Below are 18,079 nucleotides of genomic sequence, written 5' to 3'. Positions count from 1 at the left end.
ACCCCAATTCTTTAGTTCAACCTCTATAAACGAAATTTCCCCCATAGACGTATTGGCTTGCCGGCGCTACACTAGGAAGGTCGAAAGAGAAAAAACACATAGTAGGAGCTTGTATAACGTGACCTTATCCGAACGTATTCCCTCGTGGAAAAAACTTAGTCTTTTTGCTGTGACTTGGCCCATTTTCGTCGACTCCGTACTGCGGATGTTGCTCGGCACAGTCGATGTGTTTATGTTAAGCCGCATCTCCGACAAGGCGACGGGGGCCGTAGGCTTAGCCAACGAAATCATTTACTTCTGCATTCTGATGTTCGGCTTTGTCGGAATCGGCACCAGTGTGGCGGTATCCCAGTATATCGGCGCGGGGCGGGAGAAAGAAGCGAGCCGGATTTCGGCCCTGGCGATTACGTTGAACCTGATTTTCGGAATTCTCGTCAGCCTGGTCCTCGTCAGTTTTGGGGAATCCCTCCTGCGGCTGTTAAACTTGGATCCCGAACAAATTGGCATCGCAAGCCACTATTTGGAGATCATCGGCGGATTTATCTGGATCGAGGCGCTGTCTTACGCGGTTTCATCGGTGATTCGTGCGAGCGGGAACACCAAAAGCGTGATGTATGTAACTTTGGGCGTCAATTTGATCCATGTGACCGGAAACTATTTGCTCATTTTCGGCAACCTGGGCTTTCCGGAGTGGGGCGTTACGGGGGCGGCCATCTCCACGGTCGTTAGCCGCTTCCTCGGCATCATCGTTCTTTTTATCCTTTTGTATCGCCGGATTCCCGCACCGATCCACCGGAAGGATTACGTAACCTGGAACGGTCCCTACGTGAAACAGATTATGAGCGTGGGGCTGCCGGCGGCGGGCGAGCATCTGGCCTGGCAGTCGCAATATCTCATGGTGATCAGTTTTGTCAACATGATCGGCATCACCGCGTTAAATACGCATGTTTATGTCATGAACATATCGAATTATTTCATGGCGCTTGCGTTGGCGATCGGAGCGGGGACCGAGATCATCGTCGGACAGATGGTCGGCGCGGGGGAAATGAAGGCGGCCTATCGGCGGCTTATAACCAGCGTGAGGATCAGCTTCCTGTTAACGTTGGCTGTTGTCGGGGTAGCGGCGATATTCCGGCACGAGCTGATCGGCATGTTCACGGAGGACCCCAAAATCATTGCCGCGGGAGCGGGGATTTTTCTGCTATCCATCGTACTCGAACCCGGCCGGACCTTCAATATGGTGATCATCAATTCGCTGCGCGCCGCCGGAGATGCGCGTTTTCCCGTCTTGATGGGCGTGCTTTCGATGTGGGGTGTCTCGGTGCCGCTGGCTTATGTGCTGGGGGTTCATTCCGGGTTGGGGCTGCTTGGCGTATGGATCGCTTTTACGGTGGACGAATGGCTCCGCGGGGTCATGATGCTGCTTCGCTGGAGAAGCCGGGCCTGGGAGAAAAAGGCGCTCGTAAAGCCGGTTTCCGTTGCGGAAAACGGGGTGGGGGCGCAGGCTTAAAACGGGTATGTTGTATCAAAAACAGGGCTCCCTCGTCTGAGGGAGCCCTGTTTGAGGTAGAACGCGGTTCCCGGGTTTATTCCGGCCTTCCTGGCGTGACCCCGTGAATATAAGTCTGCCAAGGGGTATCCAGTGCTCCTTGGCCCGGGTTGTAGGTAAAGAAGTACTCGACGGTATCCCCGTGCCGCAGGTTGTTGACCGCATAGGTATAGTTGCCGTTCCCCGCCCCGGTCATGGCTACATTGAGCTGTGTGCCGTTATTGACCTTGTAGTGCAAATCGGCGAAGGTTGCGCCGTTTACATAGAACAGCAAGTTATCGCCGGTTTTCTTCAGACCTTTCACTGCATCGCCGATGACGACCGTGGAGGGGGAACCCGGCCCGGGCTCTCCGGGATTTTGGCCGCCGCCGTCTTTGTACACGCGTACATAATCCACTTGCAGCGTCGCAGGGATGTCGCCGGGACCTGGGGTCACGCCGCCGTCAAAGTTCCCGCCGATCGCCAGATTCATAATGAGGTAGAAAGACTGGTCGAACGGAGCGTTCGGGTTGTTTGGGGCAGCGGAGGAGTACCACTGATCCCGGGTGGCTTTAAAAAAGAACTTGCCGTCCACGTACCACTTGATGCTGTCTTCTTCCCAGACGACGGAATAGACGTGATAGTCACTCGCGATGGTTTGCCCTGCCGGGAAGTGATATTCGCCGGAAAGATAGGTATTGGCCGGCCATTGTCCGCCAAAATGAATGGCGCCGGAAGACGTGCCGGGCAGACGCCCTCTCGCTTCCATCACATCGATTTCGCCGGATGCCGCCCACGAGCCGTAGGCGTTATCTTTCGGAAGCATCCAGAAGGCCGGCCAGATGCCGTTCCCCACAGGCAGTTTCGCACGAAAATCCACCCTGCCGTATTTGAGCGAAAAATGATCCTTGGTGTTAATCTTACCGGAAGAGTACTGGGCATACCGGCTTGGATCCTGCGGGAAGGATTTGGGCTCACTCAAGGCCCGGATATTCAACTTCCCGTCCTGCACAAATACATTTTGCGGGCTGTTGGTATAGTGCTGCAGTTCCGCATTGCCCCAACCCCAGGTACCGGGATCGTCATTGAGGTAATAGCCCAGCTCATAATTCCATTTCCCCGCATCCAGCCGGGTTCCGTCAAACTCATCCTGCCAAACCAGCGTCATGCCCTCGATGGCCGGATCGTTCGGGGTTCCGAGCGGAATATCCCCATGATCGTTTTCATCGGGACGGGGAGCATTGGGATTTCCGATAAAGGTGTAGGAGATGAAATTATCGCCGATATTTCCGCCCGCCTGCCCATTTAACGGGTAGCCGATGCGGATTTGCATATCTTCCTGGATGGGCTGGAACCACAGCCCGTAGATATGGTCGGCCCAATACCCCCACTGATTGGCGCTGGACTGGTTATTGTAACCGTTCGCGGAATATACGAATCCGCTCTGACCGGAATTCCCCAAGTCAACCCATTGCCCGTTGATATGAATCTGGTATACGAAGTTCCCAAGCTCATCGGCGACCGGGGCGCTTCCATCAATCTTGGGCAGGGGCAGACCAATGGCACCGCTTTCATTTGCGGTGAAAGTCGTTCCTTCAAAGGGAGTAAGAATATATGAATTTCTCACCGGTTCATTGAAAATGATGGTGTAAACGACGTTAGCCGAAGAGGTTTTCGATGCCAACTTGACGTTGATCGACTCCTTGACGTTAAACCAGTAGCCGCCGCCTCCGTCGGTGAATTGGCCGAAGTTTTGATCATAGATCCAGCCGCTGGCCGCGTTGTTGTCAATATCGATCCATTCGCTGCTGTTTACGGGTTTAACATACAACTTCAAATCACCGGCCACAGCCGCATAAGGAATACCCGGATCATTGTTGAAGACCGGATAAGTGAAGCCGGCTCCGCCCGTCGTTCCCGCCGTGATTTCCGGTCCTTGCGTCGGCGTCATCGCCGTAATCGTCGTTTTGTTGATATTTTGGAATACCAGTTTGTAGTCGAGCGTAACCCCATTCGCTTTGGAGTACAACTGAATCTCTGTCGTGGTTGAAAGGGTGAACCAGTAGCCGTTAAAGCCGCTGTCGCTCCAGTGACCCCAGTTTTGGTTATAAACAAAGCTGCCGACACTGTCGATATCGACCCAACTGCCGTTTACTTTCACCTTCACGCCCAAGTCTTGGACAACCTCATTCCAGGTGGCGGAGCCTCCATTAAATACAGGCATAACGAATCCATAACTGGCTTGACCGACTCCTGATTTAGTGATGACCGGTCCGTCTGCCGCCGAGAAGTAATTCATCGAGGTAATGGTGGTTCCTGTTCCTTCAGCGGCCTGAACCTTCGAAGTCGGCAACAGACCGATGCCGCTCGCGATCACTATCGTCAGGATCATACTGAATACTTTTTGAACAAACCGCCTTTCCCTAAAGTGAGAACGCCTCATAAATACCCTCCCTCAATTAAAGTAATTCCCCAACCTATGTAACCCATGGAAAATAATTGCACAGGGGAATACCTTCATTGTATCAACCCGGATCATCCGAGAGATAGGTGTCATTTTTCGGGTAGGGTGCCCGTTTTTCTTGACAGCAGGGGGGCGAAATAAGAATTTTGCGAGTGACCGATGATTTGGGGGCGCGTAACTCGTCTATATGAATGAATCAAATTTCACCGAACCCAGGGAGGTACAATTTATGACTGTAAAACTAACCCCTTATATTACTTTGGAGGGAAACACAAGGGAGGCTATTCAGTTTTATGAACAGGCCGTTGGCGCTAAAGTTCTCTCGATGATTACTTACGGGGAGATGTCGGGAATGCCGAATACGTTTACTGACGATTTAAAAAACCTGGTGGCCCATGCAAAGGTACAAGTGGGTGAAACGGAACTCATGTTTTCCGATGCTCCAGGGGGTTCACCCATTGCCAACGGAAAAAGGGTAACCATTTGCATCACAACGAACGACGTAGAAAAATCAAAACAGCTCTATGAAGCTTTGCGGCAAGGCGGAAAAGTGAATTTGCCGTTTCAGGAAGAAGCCTTTAGCCCCGGATTTGGGGATGTCACGGACAAATTCGGAGTTACCTTTCAAATTTATACGGAAATTCAGGACTAGGGCCCTTCAGGCATCGTAGTAGGAGAAAAATCGTATTTAACCCACGGAGATCAAGGGACCTAGCGCACTTTCCGACCCTTCCGACTCCAAAAAGATGCAAATCTGCAGGTATTTTAAGCCGGTCCCCGAGGGGATTCGAAAAAAGATGCAAATCTGCAGGTATTTCTGGCGATTTTAGAGAAACGAGCCGATTTCGTCGAAAATTCCTGCAGATTTGCAGGAATTTTGAAATCATTGTTCCAAACAGAAAAAAAACATGCACATATGCAGGAATTCTATGTTATCAAGGTTGTCTGATGGGGGCTGAATCAAGGTGATACCGAGTTGTGCCTATTGGGGTGCAATCTTTTTAATTTGGGTTATTCCCAGATAGACCCCGAATGAGCAGGATATATTGAAGTACCGGAAGGACTTAAAGAATTCATTGAAAAATCCGAAGTATATCTTAGAAGATCGACGTGACCCATACTCCTCCAGGAAAAGGAGAACAGCCTGATGGTTGTTCTCCTTTACGGCTTCTCGCATCATTCCTCCATTGTTTTTTTCGCCTTCAAGGCCCTTTGTCGAGTTTTGTCTAGAATTTGTAGAGATCTCTCGAATATAATGGCGAAGTACGCTGTTTAAACTGGGCGTACTCTGCCATTTGCAGTATTTAAATGGTGAAAATGTCGAAGAAGGGGGGAGAAAGTTACTAAGATGATCAACCGCCTGAACGCCCATGACCTTCACCTGTTTATTTAAAATTTGAAATATTTGGGTGATGTAAAGGGTCGTTGAGATCAAGCAAACGCATAGGTCTTTTCGCGTTTAGGCAATTTTGGAACGGGGGAGATTACAGTCTTGAAACATGAACGCAGCATAGGTAAAGCAATACTCTCTTTCTGCCTGGCGATGATGCTTGTCTTGCAAACGGTGGCGTTCTCTGTCACTGCTTATGCGGAAAGTGTGCCAAGCGAGTCTGGGGCGGAGACCGTTGGCGAAGCCGATTCGCCGAGCGCGGACGAAGCGCCTTCGGCATCTGAGGCGGTGTACGATGTGCCGAACGATTTCATGGTGATGACGGCAGCCCCGACGGACAAAACGGCGGTACTCATGGGGGCCAATTCGCCTTTTCCGTTGGAAGTCGTGCAGAACGAAAATGTCTTACATACGGATGACGTCATTCATGGCAGAAAGCCCTTCACCTTAAGATCGAGCGATATCAAGATCCCGGTGAAAGGGGATGCCGACGATCCGAACACGGTGGATGGCAGCACGGTCATTTTGCATGGCGACTATGTAATGTTGGACAAAGCGACCTATTTCCCGGAAGTCATCCTGCCGGATGCCACAATGACGCTGAAGGAAAAAACGGGTTACACCATCGGAACCGCCTATTTCTCCGAAGCGGGGATCAGGGTGGTGTTTGATGGCGAAGAACGCTTCTTCAACGGCCAGGGTAAGAACGTCTCCTTCGGCTTTGAGTCCACCGCTAAGGCAGACTTGTCGGGTATACAATACGGCGAGCGAAAGCCGATTAACATCTTCGGCGGGAACTACCTGCTTGAAAACCCTCAAGTTACGCCTGCGTACAGCATCAAACTGAAATCCAACAGCAACGCTACTGAAAACAATTGGATTTATCCGACAGACTTCGTGGATGGAACCATCGAGTGGCAGGTGGACATTACCGCTGCGGATGAGTTTGATCCCGCCATTCCGCAGCCGCTGGACGGACTGAAGTTCTACAACGCGCTCGATCCGGCTCAGGTGGGCACCTTGGTGGAGGGCTCCCTGAAGGTTAACGGCAACACAGTGGCACCGGAAAGCGGCAGCGGGAACTCGTTGGTCTATGCCTTCCCGGAGGGATTCGGCGACAAGGCGACCGTCACTTTCAGGACGTGGATTCCCAAGGCGAAATATTATACTGAGTATAATACGGCTAGTGGGTATCAGACTGTCACAAATATCACGGAATTGAGAGACGCGTCGGACAGCAAGCTGCTTTCCTCGAATTCTTGGCGCGTGACTTTCAGACCCGACTGGATTCAGAAGAGCGGCACATTGAATAAGCGGACGAGTTCTTCAGACCCGCATACCATTACATGGACGATTGATGTTAACAAGAACTACAGCAAAAAAGGGCTGAAGGACTTTACGATCACCGATCCCTTGCCGGCCGGACTTACCCGATTATCGGCCGCTTGGCAAACATGGGACGGTCAGAAGTGGTCGGACACAACAACGCCGATTACCCCCGATGCAAACAATGTGTATTCGTTCGGTGAGGTAAATGGCCCGATCCGTCTGGTCATTGTGTCCGAAGTTACGGGCAGTCAGACCAGCTTCAATAACAAGGCCACCGCCCAGTGGAAGCTGGATGTCAATACCGTGCAGGACAATGACCAAGCTAGCGTGTGGGACACGGCCGTTGTCACCATCGGTGCCCATACCCTGACAAAGAGCATAGGTACTGGGGAAACCCTTGCTTTGGGCACATTGCCGTGGAAGATCACCCTAACACCTCAGGAGGCTCTTCCGGACGGTGCGGTGTACGATCTGCTGGTGTATGGGGATGCAAGCTCCATCGACTTCACCAAGCTTACCGCCAGTCCGGTGCTTGACTCTGCAATTCTGAATCAGTTGAAGGGGAACAGCAGGGAGAATTACTACCAGCGGTTCCAGTCCGGTTCCTTTCAGTCGAGTGACGGATTAACGCATCAAGTATACACGCTTTCACAGGATGGGAAGCCTGTCGCCGACTTGCTTCAAGTCACCGGATACAACACCGATAAGCCCGCTTCCTTCACATATAATTCCCTGATGACACAGTGGGAGCATTTCGCGGGCAATAAGTCCACGGATCAGTTTAACCGGGCGGTCCTGTTTGAAGGCACAACTCGGACAATTGATTCAAACCGGATTTCTCAACGATTCAATAGCGGCATGCTGGCCAAAGAGATGCTCTTTGCGTCCAAACCGGATGGAACAGGCGCTATTCCTAACGATGTCAGAAGCTACATCCGGGATGACGCTAACCAAACTTATACACTGGCAGCCTTTGATCGGGTGAGCAAGACGGTGACCTTCCGGTTTTCGGTCAATATGAACGGCATGAGGACCGAAGAGATGGCAAAGGATGGCGGAAATCACGTTGCCAGCGACATCAAACTTGTAGATACCCTACCCGAGGGCTGGGAGTTTGTGCCCTATTCGGAGGGACAGGATTTTGCGATTTACAAGGGAGCCCGGGCAGACTATGGAGCGACGGTTAGCGCAACGACGCCGATTTCCGACCCAAGTGGTCTTGTGAGCTTTTCCGCTGCAGGAAACGTAGGTACCTTTTCCTTTACCAAGCTGGAAAGCCCTTACGTCGTTCTGGTCAAGGCAAGACCGAGCGAGGCGGCCCTGCGTCAATACTTTGAATCAGGCAACGCAAAGATTGAAGCGACGAACACCGCCGAGATGAAAATCACATGGGGGGATGAGCCTACCGCGGTCAAAGCCAGCCGCAAGGTCATCGTTCCGATGCAGACGCTGGGCAAATCGGTGACAAAGCCGAACCCTGGTGTACTGGAGTGGACGGTGAACTACACACCTCCTTTCGAGGTCAAGGACGGCGTTTATCTGCAAGATACCCTTGGGGAAGGGCTGGCACTGCGTAAGGATGAGAACGGGAACCTTTCGTTGCGACGTCCCGATATGGCGGTATACAAAGCCAAGCTGACTCCAAGCGGAGGCCTTGAAAGGGACGGCGATGCGCTGAACCTGTACGATCCGAACAGTGAAGTCAAGGTGGAAACCGTTACGGAAGGTGGAGCGACGCGGCTGATTTTCCGCATGGCGAATCCGAACCAGCTCTATCAAATCACGTATCAGACCGAGGTTACTAATGTACCCACCGGTGGTAAGGTGGGCAACGAGATCAAACTGATGGGCGATGACACCTTGGACGGTATCAGCGCCAAAAGCGAACACGCCGTCGACAACAGTGACGTAGGCGGCAGCGCGGAAACTCAGGGTAAACTGGATCTGCTCAAGGTTGACCCCAAAGGCAAGCCGCTGGGCGGCGTAGTATTCAAACTGTATGAGCCCGACGGCGTAACAGAGGTTACCGGCGGAACCACCGGTCCGGACGGCAAGCTTAGCCTGTTTGCCAAAGCGGGGCTTTATGTGCTCAAGCAAACTTATATCGACCCTACCACCTATCTGCCGACCACAACGGTTTATCAGGTACGTGTGGCGTCTACTCCATGGAATCCCATCTGGGTGGACGGGGTGGAGGTGACCAGCGCCAAACCGCTCGTTGTGCCAACCCCGGTGTGGGAGACTGGCGATTTGAAGCTGGAAATGGCGATCGAAGGACTAGGGGCTGATCCGAACAAGGAATTTGAGTATACGATCTCTTTCAGCAACCATAAGTCTTATGCCTATAATGGCTCCGCAAGCGGCACCATAGCCGATGGCGGAACCGTTAAGTTGAAAGGCGGCCAGTCGATTACCATCAAGGATATCCCGGACGGCATCACCTACACTATCGTTCAGAAGGATTACGCAAACGATGGCTACACTACCGATCCGGAGAATCTGACGCGCACCGGCAGCATCGTGAAGGAACAAACGGCCGAAGCGAAGTATGTTAACGCCAAGTACCTCCCCGGCAAGTTGACGATCGGGAAGACGGTAGCCGGTAACGGTGCCGACAAGAACAAGGCGTTCGATTTCACCGTCATGTTCGAGGGCCCGGGAGCGGGCAAAGCGTTTACTTATACGACATCGGACGGTGCGACGGGAACCGTCCAGTCCGGCGGGAAGATCACCCTGAAGCATGGGGAAACCGCCGTCATTGATGGAATTCCCAAGGGTACAATCTACACCGTCACCGAGGCCGATTATACGGCCGAAGGATACACGACAACCTGGCCGGACCGGAAAACGACCGGCACCATTACCGATGGGGGCGACCATCAAGAGGGGATCGTCAACACGCGGATGGTGTACGGCGGTCTGCTGATCGGTGAGACGGTAGTCGGCAACGGGGCGGACAAAAATAAAGATTTCGAGTTTACGGTCCAATTCCCGGACGCCGCTGTGGGTAAGGCGTACGCCTACACCAAATCGGACGGTACGATGGGAACGATCAAGTCTGGCGATAAGATCACCCTCAAGCATGGGGAAACCGTCGCCATTGAGGGCATTCCGAGCGGTGACCGCTATATCGTCACGCAGACCGATTATGCGGGCGAGGATTATACCGCCGACCCGGCGAATCGGAAGCACACCGGCACGATTATTCACAAAGAGATTACCGAAGCCCGATTCGTCAATGCGAGATATGTCCCCGGTGAGCTGACACTGACGGCGGATCCTGCTGTCGTTCCCGGCAACGGTAAGACAGCTTCGCAGTTGGCGGCAACGTTGACCGATCATGAAGGCAAGCCGGTGGCGAACCAGGAAGTCATCTTCCTGCTGCCGGATCAATCGGAAGTGAAGGCTACGACCGATGAGCAAGGGAAAGCGGTTATCTCTTATACACCGCCGGAGCTGGAAACTACAACGCCTGAGGATCACTTTATCGTGGCTAAGGTGGACAGCCTGACGGAAGGGAAATTGACGAGCAACATCGCCAAGGTAACTACCGTACCGGCAGCGATCATCGGGGTGCTGCGCGATAACGAAACGGGCGAAGTGATTCCGAATGCGACCATTGTCATTACCGACAAAACGAATGGCAAAGAGCATGAGATCATAACCGACGCCGATGGTGCGTACTTCCATCCTGTGCTGTATGGCGGCGACTATACGATCAGTTACACCAAACTGATCGAAGTGGGCGGCGTCGAACAGCCGATCACTTTCACGCAAAAAGCGCAAGTCGAGGGTGATGTGAAAGGCGGAGAGCTGGTTCCTGCGGACATTACGGCCGTAGGTGTCGTACTCCTGAAGCAGCCTGAAGGGCAGTCTTCACTGGTGACCAGCGAGCTCGCCGGCAAGATGCGCATCTATTTGCGCGATGCGAACGATCAATATGTTAAGGACCAAGATGGCGCTCCTAAAGCTTTTCATTTGCAGCCGAACGGCGCATTCTCGGCGGACGGTTTAACCGCGGAGAACTATAAAATGGAAGTGCGTTACGAATTTGAGCCGGGCCAAGAACTGACGATTGTTCGGGATGCGATTCTGAGCGTGAAGGCCAGCGGAGAATTGAATATTTCTCAGGAGCTCGTTGATCCGTACGGCATCATTACGGACAAAACGACCGGCGCAGTGATTGAAGGTGCCGAAGTCACCTTGTACTATGCCGACACGCCGGAGAACAAAGCCAAAGGCATTGTGCCAGGCACGAAAGTGACGCTGCCGGGCATTCCGGGCTTTGCACCGAACGATAACGCCAGTCCAAGTCAGTACAGCGACGCAACCGGCGCATATGCGTACATGGTGTTCCCGAATACGGATTACTATCTGGTGGTCACAAAAACCGGATATGTGACGCATACAAGCGACCTGATCAAGGTTGGAAGCGACATCGTACGCTACAATGTAGAATTGAGCCCGGTAAGTACCGGCGGCAATAGCGGCGGCGGAGGAACAGGCGGCGGTTCAGGATCCGGAAATTCTTATCCGGTTCCGGTGACCCCCGTTCCTAATCCTGTCAAGCCGGAACCTGGCAGCATCGAGAGCATAAACGGTAGCGTCGACAGCGTAATCGGCAACGTTGACAATGGAACCGGCAATGTGGATAACGGAGCCGGGAATGTCGACAACGGAGCTGGCAACGTGGATAACGGAACCGGCAACGTCGACAACGGAGCTGGCAACGTGGATAACGGAGCCAGCAACAACGTCGACAACGGCATCGGCAACGCCGGCAACGAAGCCGACAACGTCGGTGACGGACCTGGCAACGCCGACAACGAGCTGGACGATGTTCCGGAAACGGGGGATCACAGACCGTCGCCAATCTCCTATATGATTTTGGCGTTGTTGTCCCTGATTACCATCGGAATTTGTCTGCTCGACATAAAGAAGAAAAAGCACATTCTGTAATCGGAAAGGCGGTAAGAACATGAGCAAAATCAAAAAAATTCTTATCGCCGTTTCCGTCCTTCTGTTGGTATTTTCCCTGGCCAATCTTGCGAGAATGCTCGTGGGGGATTATGCCGAACAACAGAAAATCAAAAAGCTGACCGAAACATGGGCGGAAGGGTTGGACACGGACCAAGGAAAGGTATTTCCTTTAGCCGCGAAGGCGCGTGAGGCGGTCATGCTTCCCGAGTTTCGAGAGCTTTACGAAAGAAACCCGGACATTGTCGGATGGTTAAAGGTTGACAATACCCGCATTAATTACCCGATTATGCAGAATCCACAGGATCCGGAATACTATCTCAATCGCGATTTTGATCAAAAGGAAACCCAAAGCGGGCTCCCCTTTTTGGACGCGCACAGCCGGATCGACGGCTCGGACATTTTGCTGATTCACGGACACCACATGAAAAGCGGCTGGATGTTCAAAGACTTGTCGAAGTATAAGAAAGAAAGCTTTTACAAGGAGCACGCCACGTTCCAGTTCAGCACGCTATACGAAAAGGAAGAGTATGAGATAATTGCCGTGATCCTGTCAAAAGTTTATCGCAAATCGGACGACGTTTTTAAGTACTACCAGATTGATAAGGTACGTACGCCCGCTGAGTTTGATGATTATGTTCAGAACATCAAAAAACTCGCTCTTTACGACACGGGCGTAACGGCCCGGTATGGCGACAAGCTTATTGTACTGTCTACCTGCGAGTACTCGACCGACAACGGCCGGTTAGCGGTGGTCGCCCGAAAGCGTAAATAACGAGAGTAGGGTTCTTGTACTTGGGCATTGTTTCAACGGCAGGTGGATTTTTACTTTGGAATCGTGGTTTGCAATTGCTTAACGCCTCAAGCGGAGGGCTATTTTTCTTTTTTCAGCCCGTGGTTGGAACATGGCTTGGATGGCTTATTCTAGGAGAGAACATTGGTGCAACGTTTTGGGTTGGCTCCACCTTGATCCTTATGGCGTTTTATTGGTTATTAAAGAAGAAAAATAGACGTGATAGTAGAATCACCGACAATTAGGCCGCCGATTACTTCGGTGGCCTTCTATTGTTTCACCCCAACTGGGAAAAATTGTTTTAACATTATGTGTCGATTTCCAATATAATCTATTAATTGGATATGAAAGGGTATACAATAACGTTGTAATTTACTTTTAATTCCAATTTAACCAGGGAGGTGAGAATGTCTATTAGATTACGGAGTCCCATGGTCCAAGGTAAAGAAGGCGTAAAGTGCAAAAACAAAACAAGGGAGACGGTAAATTTGAAAAAGTTATTCAGTCTATTGATGGCAACAATATTACTATGTTCGTTTAGTGTAAATGTTTTTGCCAGTGAGGTTGCCGGTGACGATCTAAGTCAGGAAAATTCCGGTGTAAACTTTGAATATCAGATTACGCCTGACGACCCGGAGTGGGCCAACTTATCAAGCAAACGGGAAATGCTGGATGTGACTCGTATTCCGAATGATGTACTGAAAAAAATGACCACGGAGGAGGTTGTCAATGCAGTACTTGACTATCCTTTAGTTATTAATATATATGCCTACGATTCATACGCCGATGGTCTCAAGGCGCTGGCCAAAGACTCGGATGCGTTTAGAGAGCTGCTGACCCGCGATGATGCCGGTGATCAACTGCTGGCCAAGTTGCAGACTAACAAGACGTTTAGTAGTGAGCCATCTCTGGGAGAGCTGACATTGAGCGTCCTCTTATCACAGACATCCATTTGGGAATCGGTATCTAATAAGAAATTGGCCCAAAGCTTGGTGCTTACTGCGTCGAGTAGTACTGTAAAAACACCGAGGGGGACAAGTGTACCGGTAATCATTCGAGGAGAGGAACTAACTCTTACCCAAAAAGCTCAACTCAACAATTCATATAAACAGGCATATCCGAACGCAACATTCGTTTCGTCTTCAACAAGCAATTACAACTGCCATTCTTATGCTTGGTATTCGGATTCTACAAGCAACACTTATTGGATGAATAACCCAAGTGCCTATATGACGGATGGAAGCTATTCCAGTTTTACTAACCTGATTAATGCGGGGATTGGAACACGTGTATACTATGATAATGGCGAACACTCCGGAATTGTGTATCAAGCCGGCGGGCCATTAGCGAGCCCCAAATACTTGAAAGTCATTTCGAAATGGGGAATGGCGCCCCTTATGAAGCATCAGGCTGACTATTCCCCGTACGCATCGAATCATTTAACCATGTGGAAGAAGAATTAGAATTAATTACAATGATTTGGTAAAATATAAAAAAACAGGTCCTATCCTTTGAAATTGATAGGGCCGTTTTTTCATTATTTTAGTCCAAACTTTGCTTAAGGGAGTGAAATATTGAAAAAAACTATGCTGCTGGCTCTAGGTCTCACGCTTCTGATCGCAATCACTGCTTGTGATAATGACAACAATTCAGCCAAGGCTGTTGCGGATTCAGGTACTATAGAGGTAAAGGCTAATAACCAGGATATTAGTCCAGTTATTATTTCAAAGACTGTGGAGAAACCGGATTACGGAAACTTAGATTCTTTTCAATCCATTTTGGAAAACAAGGCTGCAAATCTTCCTTATGTGAAGTTAGGGGAGACCATTCAGGTGAAATTTCTTGACCAAACCGTCGAACCGGACTCGTATGAGCTGATTGATTATGTTTTGACGGAAGAAGGCAGGATGAAATATGAAAAAACCGAGCCCCTTAAACCTGAAGTGGAGTTCGATAAGGGAACGGCTTCTTTTATACTGAAGGAGAACATGCAGGCCTATGCGAGCTCAAACAGTAAAGATTATGAACACGGCGCTGTCTTGAGAGGTTTTCGCCTGCTGTGCAAATGGAACAATGGGACACGGGAGGTGGCTTTTGTGATTCGAACCGACGCCATTCCTGAACACGGACAGACCGAGTAATACGGCGGTTGCGTTGATATTGCAAACATAGACTCTTTAATTTCTATCAAGCTTGAAAACTTTACTGACGGAAGTTGTCAGTAAAGTTTTTTTATAATGGGGTCAATGATGGATGCATTACTAAAGGAGTGTATATTTTGCATACAAAACAAGTGTATCTTTATGTATTTGATACGATGGCGGATTGGGAGACGGGTTATTTAACAGCGGAACTAAACTCGGGAAGGTATTTTAAAAAAGAACTGGCGCCCTTAGAGGTGATTACGGTAGGTGTTGATAAAAAACCGGTGACTACAATGGGAGGATTAAAAATACTGCCTAGGATTTCTGTTGATGAGTGTATTTTGGAAGGTACGGATGTTATAGTTCTTCCGGGCGGGAATACTTGGATGGAAGCCATTCACGAACCTATATTGAAGAAAGTGTCCGAATATTTAGATAAAGGCACTGTTGTGGCGGCGATTTGCGGCGCAACCTTGGGTCTTGCTAAGATGGGAGTGCTGGACTCAAGAAGGCATACAAGCAACGATCTGGAATATATGAAAATGCTATGTCCTAATTACAATGGAGAACGGCATTACGAAATTGAACCGGCCGTAACCGGTGGGAATTTAGTAACCGCGTCAGGAGTAGCGCCATTGGAGTTTACGATGCATGTGTTGAAGCTGCTGGATGTATTTGCACCGGAAACCTTACATTCATGGTTCAACCTATATCGGACGCATGAGCCAAAATACTTCTTCGAGTTAATGAATTCTATCCATAGCGAATAAAAGGCTCCAATAGTTTTGGTGTCGCGAGAAAAAGAGGAGGCCCCCGATGGCAAAATGGGATAACATGTTGTCCATGCTTTGGATGCTGCGATCCGGAAGGAAGCTCACCGCCGCGCAGATCGCGGACAGTTTGGAGATCAGCGTTCGTACCGTGTACCGGTATATCGACGCATTATGCGCCAGCGGCGTGCCGGTCGTCGGGGAATCGGGCCATGACGGCGGCATTCGCATTCTGGAAAGCTTCAGGGAGACGCCATTGTTCTTCAACACCGTAGAGCTCAAGGCGCTGGTGGACGCGTTTAAATTTGCGCAGGGCGCCGGCTATCCGTACACCGAGGAACTGGAAAGCGCGTTGAAAAAGGTGGAGAACGGGCTGCACGAAGAGCAGCGCCACGATCTGTCCCGTCACACGAGCGGACTGGATGTGATTTCTCCGGCGCGTCCGCCTTCCGTCGTTCCGTTGCTCCGGGATCTGGAGCAGGCGGCGAAGGACGGACGAACGGTCCGCATCGCCTATCGCAAAGCGAATGCGGAGCGGGCCGACGAACGCGAGGTCGATCCGTTCGGGTTGGCTTACGACCGGAACGAATGGTACGCTGTCGCGTTCTGCCATCGGGCGCAGGCGGTGCGGACGTTCCGCGTGGACCGCATCGCGCGGCTGGAGCCGACCGAAGCGCGGTTCGAAAAGCCGGAACGCTTCTCGGCGTCCGCCTATTTCCGCGACCAGTCCGAGCGGGGGCGGGAGGCGGACGGACCGCTGGCGGTCATCCGCATCGAGGGAGAGCCGGACAAGCTGAACGCGGTTTGCGGCCATTGGCATCTGCGCCACTATTTGACGGAACGGACCGATCGGGAGGCTAGATTTCTGCTCGACGTCCCGACGATGAACAAGTATCTTCCGATGTATCTGATGACGTTCGGCACGGCCATTCGCATTCGGGAGCCGCTGGAGTTGAAGCGTCGGCTCCGGGAAATGGCACAAGAAATCGCCAAGCATTACGAAGACGATCCCGATTGAACTATGCTGACAGCGGTTGTCAGCGAGTCCGGTGACGTATCACCGGGGCAATGTGTCCGCTCATTTTATTCCTTGACGGCGATGCCGGCAGCTTTCAAATGCCCGTAGGCAACGATTCTGCTGAACTGGGATGAAACTTCGTTCGCAGGAAGAGGCTGATCGTTGTTGAGCCACCAAATGACAATCCCCATGAATGACGATACGAGGAATTCGAGCAGCAACTCCTTGGATATTGCTAAAGGGGAATTGTCCTGCGCGGGATTCCACCCCTCATTTAGCTTATCTCTAACAATATGCTCCATTTTCGCTCGAAACTGATAGATTCTATTCTCATCAATTAACATGGCATAGTAAAAAGAAGTGTTGCGCGAAATATGTTCCAATATGGCTTGCATGACTGTTCCGAGTTTAGAAGTACTGGAAGAACTCGCGCTGATGGGGCATTGAACGACTACATCCTTTAATTCGCTCAACAATTCATTCATACATGTATCTAATAAATCAGGTTTGTTTTGGTAGTGGAGATAAAATGTGTTTCGATTGATCATTGCCCGGTCGGCAATATCCTGGATCGTTATCGCCTCATATCCTTTTTCCTGAATAAGCTCATAAAACGCCTTTCGAATCGATTGAATGGTGCGCAGTATTCTTAGATCGGTCTTCTTGTTCACTGTTTTCGTTCCCCCCTACATAAAATTTTATCCGTTAAGCGACAAAGGTTCTATGAATTGTCTGTTATCCTTCAAAATTAAAATTATTACATATTGAGCCTTGTATTAGCCTTCATTATAATGAGCAACAGATAAATAAACAACGTGATGTTCATTATTTGTCTAATGACTATAGACTCAAGGAGGATATTCTAATGACTTTCAACCATCAAAATGAGCTTGTCCGTAAGGCCATCGCCGTGCTGGAGAGTTTTGAGAGCGGCAATCCCGAAGCGATTACGGCTTACGTTCATCCAGATCAATATATTCAGCACAACCAGGCCCTGCCCGATGGTCGTGGGGCCATGCTTGGCGCGCTTGATCATTTGAAGGAAATCGGTACAAAGGTAAGCGTTAAGCGCGCTTTGGTCGATGGGGATTATGTGGCTCTTCATTCTGTATATGATTTTCACGGCCCTAAAATCGCCTTTGACATCTTCCGCTTTGAGAATGGACTCATCGTCGAGCATTGGGACAATTTGCAAGAGATGGCGGAAAAGACGCCAAGCCATCATACGATGATTGACGGGCCGGTCGCGGTGAAGGATATCGACAAGACGGATGCCAACAAAGTATTTGTTAACAGTTATGTTGAAAACATCTTGCTTGGGAAGAACCCCGACCTGCTTGCCTCTTACTTTGATGGCGATAACTACATTCAGCATAGTCCGCATATTGCGGACGGCCTTTCCGGTCTTCATGCCGCTTTGCAGGCGCTGGAGGAGAAAAATATTGAATTTCAATATACTCATGTCCATCAGGTCATTGGACAAGGCGATTTTGTGCTTACGATGAGTGAGGGTCTCTTCGACGGTCAGCCTACCGCTTACTACGATTTGTTCCGCATGGAGGAGGGGAAGATCACCGAGCATTGGGACGTGATCGAGGCCATCCTGCCGGCGGAAAAGCGAAAGAACTCAAACAGCAGATTCTGAAGTTGATGCCGCTGAATCGCA

11 protein-coding genes and 1 pseudogene are annotated in these 18,079 nt (G+C 50.6%); 10 read left to right on the top strand and 2 right to left on the bottom strand.

All coding sequences use genetic code 11. The features are described 5' to 3' along the window. The first annotated feature begins 118 nt into the window (after positions 1–118). Positions 119–1,510: an MATE family efflux transporter gene (locus V4U84_RS06070; RefSeq protein ID WP_334072563.1), complete on the top strand. Its 1,392-nt coding sequence runs from the start codon at positions 119–121 to the stop codon at positions 1,508–1,510. Positions 1,511–1,586: 76 nt separating this feature from the next. On the opposite strand, the gene V4U84_RS06065 is transcribed toward V4U84_RS06070, so the two are convergent. Then, positions 1,587–3,971, bottom strand: coding sequence for a glycoside hydrolase family 16 protein (locus V4U84_RS06065; protein WP_334076912.1), 2,385 nt, complete (start codon positions 3,969–3,971; stop codon positions 1,587–1,589). Positions 3,972–4,221: 250 nt separating this feature from the next. Here V4U84_RS06065 and V4U84_RS06060 point away from each other — a divergent pair, with 250 nt between their 5' ends. From V4U84_RS06060 to V4U84_RS06025, 8 genes and pseudogenes are all read left to right on the top strand, one after another. Beyond that, positions 4,222–4,644 (top strand): VOC family protein, encoded by a 423-nt coding sequence (locus tag V4U84_RS06060; protein WP_334072561.1) that lies wholly within the window; start codon positions 4,222–4,224, stop codon positions 4,642–4,644. Positions 4,645–5,484: 840 nt separating this feature from the next. Beyond that, positions 5,485–11,670, top strand: a complete 6,186-nt coding sequence (locus V4U84_RS06055) for a DUF7601 domain-containing protein (RefSeq protein ID WP_334072560.1) — start codon at positions 5,485–5,487, stop codon at positions 11,668–11,670. Positions 11,671–11,689: 19 nt separating this feature from the next. Then, positions 11,690–12,463 (top strand): class B sortase, encoded by a 774-nt coding sequence (srtB, locus tag V4U84_RS06050; RefSeq protein ID WP_334072559.1) that lies wholly within the window; start codon positions 11,690–11,692, stop codon positions 12,461–12,463. Between the two features lie 8 nt (positions 12,464–12,471). Further along, positions 12,472–12,698, top strand: a pseudogene (locus tag V4U84_RS06045) (EamA family transporter); the annotation flags it as partial. 271 nt (positions 12,699–12,969) lie between these two features. Next, positions 12,970–13,944, top strand: coding sequence for a hypothetical protein (locus V4U84_RS06040; protein WP_334072558.1), 975 nt, complete (start codon positions 12,970–12,972; stop codon positions 13,942–13,944). A 111-nt stretch (positions 13,945–14,055) separates the two neighbouring features. After that, a complete protein-coding gene (locus V4U84_RS06035; RefSeq protein ID WP_334072557.1) occupies positions 14,056–14,622 on the top strand; it encodes a hypothetical protein in 567 nt (188 codons plus the stop codon). 137 nt (positions 14,623–14,759) lie between these two features. After that, positions 14,760–15,395, top strand: coding sequence for a type 1 glutamine amidotransferase family protein (locus tag V4U84_RS06030; protein ID WP_334072556.1), 636 nt, complete (start codon positions 14,760–14,762; stop codon positions 15,393–15,395). Positions 15,396–15,441: 46 nt separating this feature from the next. Beyond that, the gene (locus V4U84_RS06025) at positions 15,442–16,413 is read left to right on the top strand and encodes a helix-turn-helix transcriptional regulator (protein ID WP_334072555.1); all 972 of its coding nucleotides are present in this window, start codon (positions 15,442–15,444) and stop codon (positions 16,411–16,413) included. Between the two features lie 65 nt (positions 16,414–16,478). On the opposite strand, the gene V4U84_RS06020 is transcribed toward V4U84_RS06025, so the two are convergent. Next, complete coding sequence (locus V4U84_RS06020) at positions 16,479–17,084, bottom strand: TetR/AcrR family transcriptional regulator (protein WP_334072554.1); 606 nt, start codon at positions 17,082–17,084, stop codon at positions 16,479–16,481. Between the two features lie 194 nt (positions 17,085–17,278). Here V4U84_RS06020 and V4U84_RS06015 point away from each other — a divergent pair, with 194 nt between their 5' ends. Next, positions 17,279–18,058 (top strand): nuclear transport factor 2 family protein, encoded by a 780-nt coding sequence (locus V4U84_RS06015; protein ID WP_334072553.1) that lies wholly within the window; start codon positions 17,279–17,281, stop codon positions 18,056–18,058. Positions 18,059–18,079 lie beyond the last annotated feature (21 nt).

This window comes from Paenibacillus sanfengchensis (assembly GCF_036864765.1).
In the GTDB taxonomy this organism is placed as follows: domain Bacteria; phylum Bacillota; class Bacilli; order Paenibacillales; family Paenibacillaceae; genus Fontibacillus; species Fontibacillus sanfengchensis.
The sequence above is the reverse complement of the archived record's forward strand: the minus strand, read 5'-3'. Positions and strand labels throughout refer to the sequence as shown.